Annotated in this window: 8 protein-coding genes; 3 read left to right on the forward strand and 5 right to left on the reverse strand. The window is 61.9% G+C overall.

Features of this window, described 5'->3' with window-relative positions; genetic code table 11:
* Window positions 1-455, reverse strand: a 455-nt coding sequence (locus tag WBV42_RS00945; RefSeq protein ID WP_423984380.1) for a histidine kinase N-terminal 7TM domain-containing protein, incomplete at its 3' end; no start/stop codon positions are given.
* 163 nt (window positions 456-618) lie between these two features.
* Here WBV42_RS00945 and WBV42_RS00950 point away from each other — a divergent pair.
* Entirely contained in the window at window positions 619-3,150 is a 2,532-nt protein-coding gene (locus WBV42_RS00950) for a DNA topoisomerase I (RefSeq protein ID WP_423984381.1), read from the forward strand.
* On the opposite strand, the gene WBV42_RS00955 is transcribed toward WBV42_RS00950, so the two are convergent.
* Both WBV42_RS00955 and WBV42_RS00960 read right to left on the reverse strand, forming a co-directional pair.
* A complete protein-coding gene (locus tag WBV42_RS00955; RefSeq protein WP_423984382.1) occupies window positions 3,147-3,695 on the reverse strand; it encodes a hypothetical protein in 549 nt (182 codons plus the stop codon). The genes WBV42_RS00950 and WBV42_RS00955 overlap by 4 nt on opposite strands.
* Window positions 3,692-3,994: a UPF0175 family protein gene (locus WBV42_RS00960; RefSeq protein WP_423984383.1), complete on the reverse strand. Its 303-nt coding sequence runs from the start codon at window positions 3,992-3,994 to the stop codon at window positions 3,692-3,694. Before WBV42_RS00960 ends, WBV42_RS00955 begins: the two co-directional genes overlap by 4 nt.
* A gap of 240 nt (window positions 3,995-4,234) precedes the next feature.
* Between WBV42_RS00960 and WBV42_RS00965 the strand changes: the two genes are divergently transcribed.
* Complete coding sequence (locus WBV42_RS00965) at window positions 4,235-4,600, forward strand: ester cyclase (RefSeq protein WP_423984384.1); 366 nt, start codon at window positions 4,235-4,237, stop codon at window positions 4,598-4,600.
* 84 nt (window positions 4,601-4,684) lie between these two features.
* Here WBV42_RS00965 and WBV42_RS00970 read toward each other — a convergent pair whose 3' ends face one another.
* A complete protein-coding gene (locus WBV42_RS00970; protein WP_423984385.1) occupies window positions 4,685-5,323 on the reverse strand; it encodes a helix-turn-helix domain-containing protein in 639 nt (212 codons plus the stop codon).
* Between the two features lie 127 nt (window positions 5,324-5,450).
* Between WBV42_RS00970 and WBV42_RS00975 the strand changes: the two genes are divergently transcribed.
* Entirely contained in the window at window positions 5,451-5,882 is a 432-nt protein-coding gene (locus WBV42_RS00975; RefSeq protein ID WP_423984386.1) for an ester cyclase, read from the forward strand.
* Between the two features lie 44 nt (window positions 5,883-5,926).
* Here WBV42_RS00975 and WBV42_RS00980 read toward each other — a convergent pair.
* Window positions 5,927-7,077, reverse strand: a 1,151-nt coding sequence (locus WBV42_RS00980) for a hypothetical protein (protein ID WP_423984387.1), incomplete at its 5' end; no start/stop codon positions are given.

Here is a 7,077-nt window from a genome sequence, read left to right on the forward strand (position 1 = left end):
TAAAACGACCCGGTATGCACGACCGACAAGGCGGTGAGGCCGTCGCTCGTCGTCAGCCGCGCGGTTTCGTTTGCAAATCCGTGGGCGGGACTCACGAGCGCGAAGACGGTGTAGCAGACCGGCTCCGCCCAGATGAGCGGGAGCGTCGTTCTCGTGACCCAATCCTCCCGGCCGGTGTATTCGAGCGCGAAGGTCAGCCAGAGGATGGGAATCGCGGTGACACAGATTCCGATGAGCGTCGTCCAGCGGCGAGCGGAAACGAGCGAGGAACTCATCAGGACGAACAGCGAAAAGACGCACCATCCGGCGACAGCGAGCATGAGCGAGGCGAACGACACCGCGCCGGGAACGTCACGATTCGACCACGCGTGACGTGCGAGTACGACTCCGACACCGCCGCCGAGGGCGGTGCCAGTGAGAACGACACCGCCCGAGAAAGAGATAGAACCGAACATATCAGAATACGTTTCTGTACTGGGAGGGTGCACATAGCCGTTTCTTCCATTATCACCGTGGATAATCGGAGACCCGGATCCGTTCTTTTCGCTGGCGAAACGTTTACCAGCGCCATACCCGTAGCGACGGGCGATGACCGACGCGAACAGGGGTGGTGCGTGAGTGGAACTCATCATTACCGAGAAGGACAACGCCGCACGTCGAATCGCCGACATCCTCTCCGGCGAGAGTGCGGAGACCGACCGGCAAAACGGCGTCAACGTGTACAAGTGGGGCGGCAAGCGATGCATCGGGCTGTCGGGCCACGTCGTCGGGGTGGATTTCCCCCCGGAGTACAACGATTGGCGCGACGTGGAACCCGTCGAACTCATCGACGCGAGCGTCGAGAAACAGCCGACGAAGGAGAACATCGTCCGCACGCTCCGCTTGCTGGCGCGCGATGCGACCCAAGTGACGATCGCGACCGACTACGACCGCGAGGGTGAACTCATCGGGAAGGAAGCCTGGGAACTCGTCCGCGACGTGAACAAGGATGCGCCCATCAACCGTGTCCGATTCTCCTCGATTACGCAGAACGAAGTCACCTCGGCCTTCGAGAACCCGGACGAACTCGACTTCGACCTCGCGGCGGCGGGTGAAGCGCGACAGATAATCGACCTCATCTGGGGTGCCGCGCTGACGCGCTTCCTCTCGCTTTCGTCCCGGCAACTCGGCAACGACTTCATCAGCGTCGGCCGCGTGCAGAGTCCGACGCTGAAACTCATCGTGGACCGCGAACGCGAGATTCAGGCGTTCGACCCCGAGGAGTACTGGGAGATGTTCGCCGACCTCCGGAAGGACGACGAGGAGTTCGAGTCCCAGTACTTCTACCGCGACGAGGACGGCAACGAAGCCGAGCGCGTCTGGGACGAGGAGACAGCCGAAAAAGCCTACGAGACGATTCGAAAGGCCACGGAGGCCACCGTCGATAGCGTGTCGCGGCGCACCCGTACCGACACGCCACCCACGCCGTTCAACACGACCCAGTTCATCCGGGCGGCGGGGAGTCTCGGCTACTCCGCTCAGCGGGCGATGAGCATCGCCGAGGACCTCTACACCGCCGGGTACATGACGTACCCCCGGACGGACAACACGGTCTACCCGGACGATTTGGACCCCGAGGAACTGCTCGACACCTTTGCCGGAAATTACACCTTCGGAGAGGATGCCGAGAGCCTCCTCGAACAGGACGAGATCGAACCGACGGAAGGTGACGAGGAGACGACCGACCACCCGCCGATTCACCCGACCGAGGACATCCCGACCAAGGGCGAGTTGAGCGACGACGAGTGGGACGTGTACGAACTCGTCGTCCGCCGCTTCTTCGCCACCGTCGCGGAGTCGGCGAAGTGGGAACACCTCAAGGTGGTCTCCACGGTGGACGACCTGACCCTCAAGGCCAACGGCAAGCGCCTGCTCGAAGAGGGCTACCACGCTGTCTACCCGTACTTCAACACCAGCGAGAACTACGTGCCCAACGTCGAGGAGGGCGAGGAGTTGGCCATCACCGACACGCGGATCGAGGACAAAGAGACCCAACCGCCGCGGCGGTACGGCCAGTCCAGACTCATCGAGAAGATGGAGAAGATGGGTATCGGGACGAAATCGACCCGCCACAACACTATCCAGAAACTGTACGACCGCGGCTATCTGGAGAGCGACCCGCCGCGCCCGACTCGCCTCGCGCAAGCGGTCGTGACGGCCGCCGAGGACTACGCCGACCTCGTCGTCAGCGAGACGATGACCCGCGAACTGGAGGAGGACATGACCGCTATCGCCGAGGGCGAGGCCGACTTGGACGACGTGGCCGACTCCTCGCGGGAACTCCTCGCCACGGTGTTCGACGAGTTGGAGGAGTCGCGCGAGGAGATCGGCGAACAGCTCCAACAGTCGTTGAAGGAGGACAAGACGCTCGGACCGTGTCCCGAGTGCGGCGAGGACCTCCTCGTGCGTCAGAGCAGGCGCGGCTCGTACTTCGTCGGCTGTGACGGCTATCCGGACTGCACGTACACACTGCCGCTCCCGAACAAGGGTAAACCGCTCATCCTGGAAGACCGCTGTGAGGAACACGGCCTGCGGGAAGTGAAGATCCTCGCCGGACGTGGTACCTTCGTCCACGGCTGTCCGCTCTGCAAGGCCGAGGAGGCCGAGGAGGCTGAGGATCGAATCATCGGAGATTGCCCGGAGTGTGGGGAAGGCGCTGGGTCGGAGAGCCAGCGAGGCGAAGGCGGTGAAACCGCCGAAGAGCACGGCGGCGAACTCGCCATCAAGAAGCTTCAGACCGGCTCCCGACTCGTCGGCTGTACGCGTTACCCCGACTGTGATTACTCGCTGCCGCTCCCGCGCCGGGGTGACATCGAAGTGACCGACGAGCGATGTGACGAACACGACCTGCCGGAACTCGTCGTCCACAATGGGGACGAACCGTGGGAACTCGGCTGTCCCATCTGCAACTACGAGGAGTTCAAACAGCGCGAACGCAAGAGCGGGCTCGAAGTCATCGACGGCATCGGCGCGAAGACCGCCGAAAAGCTCGCCGAGGCCGGTATCGACACCATCGACGACCTGAAGGACGCCGAAGTCGAGACGGTCGCCGACCAAGTCAACGGCGTCAGCGAAGATAGATTGCGAAGCTGGCAGGCGAAAGCGGATTAGTCGGTCGCCGCGTCGTCTATCAGGTCGAACGCTTTTTCCCGAAGTTCGCCGGTCATGTGGAGTCCGTGACCGTCCACGTCCCGAACGATTTCTTTGCCCGCCTCCGCGGAAAGTTCCTCATCCACTGCTCGGACGATGACGCCGACGGTTCCGGTGACGGTTGCGCCGAGACCGCGGGAGACGGTTCTCACTCGTTGGTCGTCGGAAACGATCCCTATCGGGAGGTCAACGTCCGTTCGTGCCAACACGCTGGCAACGATGGCGACATCGCCGTTCTGCTCCGATTCACCGAGGATATCCTGTGCCTGTGAGTGGAACTCGTCGGTCGAAATGTTGGGTCCCACCTGACGACAGGCATCGGTTTCGACGCCATGGTTCGAGACGAGTCGGTCGATGTTCGTCCGTTCGGGTTCGGTCGTGATTTCGCCTCGAACCGTCGGGAGCACGACGGGAATCCCGTCGAAGTGCGTCACCAAATCGAGTTCGCCGACGGTCCCGAGCGCGATGAGCGTCGTCGCATCGAAAAGGAGTGGCGTCGAGGTCATAGGCTGCGGGCCGAATCCACATCCCGTTCGAGGTCATCGGGTGACAATTGTGAGGTGAGGTTTCGTTCGCGGGCGATTTCGAGCCATTCACCGAGACTGACGCCTGCGATTCTGGCGGCTTCGTTGACCGAGATATCGCCGGACTGGTATCGTTCGACTGCCGTTCTGATCCGAAGCTCCGAGAGTCCCTCACCGAGTGCCTTTCGGATGGTCGTACTACGGTCTTCTCCGAGCAACTCGGCCACTTCGTCCAACTGGTCGGCTTCGTCGTCCGGGAGTCGTGCACTGACGGACGTCATGTATACAAAGTATTACAGCGTATTCAGCAATAAAAGTGCGGGCAAAAGCAGCGGTTCTCCACGAACGGGTTACGAAGTTGTCATCGACGGTAGTCGTCTTGTATGAACAAAACGAACACGTAGAGTAGCCTCCTCCACACCGACTACCGTTTTCGGCACCATACTTCACTGACCTGAATATTCTATTTCAAAAACATTCATCGACATACATGTAGTGGGTAGCTAGTGGGGAGGGATGAGATGGCACAAACCACTGCAAACACGGAAATCGTTCGGGAGTTCGTGGAGCAAGCGTTCAACAATGGGAACCTCGAGGTGGCCGATGAGTATCTCGCTGAAGATTTCGTTCGCCACGACCCGGACATGGGGGAGGTTCGAGGACGGGAGAAGTACAAGGAGTTTATCGAGATGAACCGGACTGCGTTCCCGGACTATCACGAAACCATCGAGAACATCATTACGCAAGGCGATACCGTGATGTATCGATGGACGTTGCGCGGTACGCAGGAAGGCGAGTTCATGGGAGTCGCCCCAACTGGTAACGAGATAGAGGTGACGGGAATGATCGATATGCGCCTCGAAGACGGGCGAATCACCGAGCTGTAGGGGAATTTCGATGCCCTCGGACTGCTCAAACAACTCGACGCCGTTCCCGAGGGAGTTTGAACGACCAACGAACTCGACTCACCGCTACTTTTTGGTTGCCGATTCGACGAACTCCCTCATGATCCGCCCTTCGGCCCGGTGAAGTAGCCTGCTCGCCGCCGATTTGTGAACCTCGAACTCCTCGGCCAACTCCGTGAGCGTACACCCCCGCGGCGTGTCGTAGTACCCCCGCTCGACCGCTCCAGTGACGAACTCCCACTGCCGCTCGGTGAGCAGTTCACTGGAGTCGTAGGACTGAGTCAGCGACGAGACCTGATACGGAATCCCCGCCTTTCCCAACTCGTCGGCGTAGTTCGACAATCGCTCGTGCGATGCGGTCAGGGTAACGGAAAACCGGCCGTTTCGGAGGATGGTCGGATAGAGCGAGACGTTGTCCGACCCGCGAAGCGCGCCGTACAGTTCGGTTACGACGGTCGTGAACTGGACCAACACCAGCCTGTCGTCGTGATAGACGACGTCGGACGAGAGCACCTCCGGCGTGGCTTCGAACCGCCTGACGAACCGTTCGCCCTCTGTCGTCCGTGCTTCGAGGAGCGCGAGCGGGTGCTCCTCCCTCGACTGTGTCGCCAGCAGTCGGAACTCGTCGTCCGGAAACTCGGTCGAGAGGTCGGCCAGCCAGTCGTCCACGGCCGTGCCGTCCACCTGTAAATGGACCTTCGGCATACCCGGACGTCGGTCGGCGAAGCTAATAAACACGGAAACATGTTGACCCACGAACGCAGGCCGTTTCGTGAACTACTGCCGGTGTGGTTGCGATGTACCTGAACCACGAACGTACGGAGGAATCGAGATGACAAACGAAACGTCCGAAACGAACAAACGAATCGCCCGACGCATTCCGGAGGAGGTGTTCGCCGAGGGAACCCTCGATTTGTTGGACGAACTATACGCCGAGGACGCAACCGAGCACAATCCGTTCGGTGACCTGCGAGGGAGGGCGGCGATTCGTGAATCCTACGAGGGATTCATGGCCGCGTTCCCGGACATCACCCAGGAAGTCGAGGACATCGTCGCGGAGGGTGACACGGTCGCCATGCGACTCACGACCCGCGGAACCCACGAGGGACCGATGGGGGCACTCGAACCGACCGGACGGGAAATCGAGGTCCAGCAGACGGTCTTCACCCGCATCGAAGACGGCGAAATCGTCGAGCGATGGCTCCATCCGGACAACCTCACGATGCTCCAGCAACTCAACGTCGTGGACGCCGAGCTAGTGTAGTCGTTCGCCACCAAAAACGCGGAATCGAAACCGCCGTCTGAACGTTACGACGAGTTGACGACGTACCCGCCGGAGACGTCCACGTCGAACGACTCCGGTGACGAATCGGGCACGTCGAGGGTAACGGAAACGTCCCGGACGAAACTGTCGTCACGTGCGTGTTCGGCGGTGAGTTCGAAGGTGGTGCGGTTGCCTTGGGCGGCGAGCCACCCGGTTCCGGTGGTGGTGCCGGACACCGTCGCGACGGCCTCCACGCGGTCGTCCGAGTCGGCCGGTCCGGTGACGGAGAAGGATTCGAGCGACAGTTCCGCCCCGTCGGTCGAGACGGAAACCGTCGTGTCGAACGTCTTGTGGTAGGTCGGTGAGCCGCCGCTTCCACCGCCGGAGCCACCACGACCGCCGCTTCCGCCGCGACCACCGTCTCCACCGCTTCCGCCATCTCCACCACTGCCACCGCTTCCGGGTTCTTCGGTCAGCAGTTCGACGCCGAGTTCGGATTCGACGGAGCCGATCTTACAGAAGATGGTCTGGCGTTCGGACCCGGCAAACAGCAGGCCGACGAGTTCGCCGGACGAGTCGAGGAAGACGGGCGACCCGCTGTCGCCGCCCTTCGACATCGGTCCCGCGATGCACTGGTCGCGGAGTTTGATGGCTCCCGCGTCGCCGTAGTTCACGCGGACGGTCGCGCTGGTGGCCTTCACGTCGCCGCTCGTGACGCCGGTGGTTCGGCCCGATTTCGTCACGGTCTGGCCTTTGAGCGAGCGGTACTCGTCCCGCCGGATGCTCGTCGGCCACGAGTCGTCCAGTTTGTGGTACTCCGTGGATTCCTGTTCGGGGGTGACCGAGCGCGCCGCCACGTCCACCAGCGCACCGTCTTCGACGGTGACGTAACCGCGTAGTTCGCCGGTCTTGTCGTCCGGCATGCTCCCGCCGTCCATCGGTGACGGCTGGATGACGGGTTCGCCGAAGTCGGCCTCGTTGACCCGGGCGTAAACGTGGTTGTTCGAGAGGCGGACGAGGTCGCCCTCGGAGACCGAGCCTCCCCAGTTGGCCTTCGAGGTGTCGGTCACGCGGGCGGGGTACGGCCCGGCGGTCGCGGCCGTCGATTTCGCGTTGATTTCGCTGATGCCGCCGACGACGGGTCGATGGCGGTCCTTGCGGTCGCCCTCCGCCTCGGGAATGGGTTGGAGGATCG

The sequence above is a fragment of the Haladaptatus sp. genome (assembly GCF_049589095.1).
Taxonomy (GTDB): domain Archaea; phylum Halobacteriota; class Halobacteria; order Halobacteriales; family Haladaptataceae; genus Haladaptatus.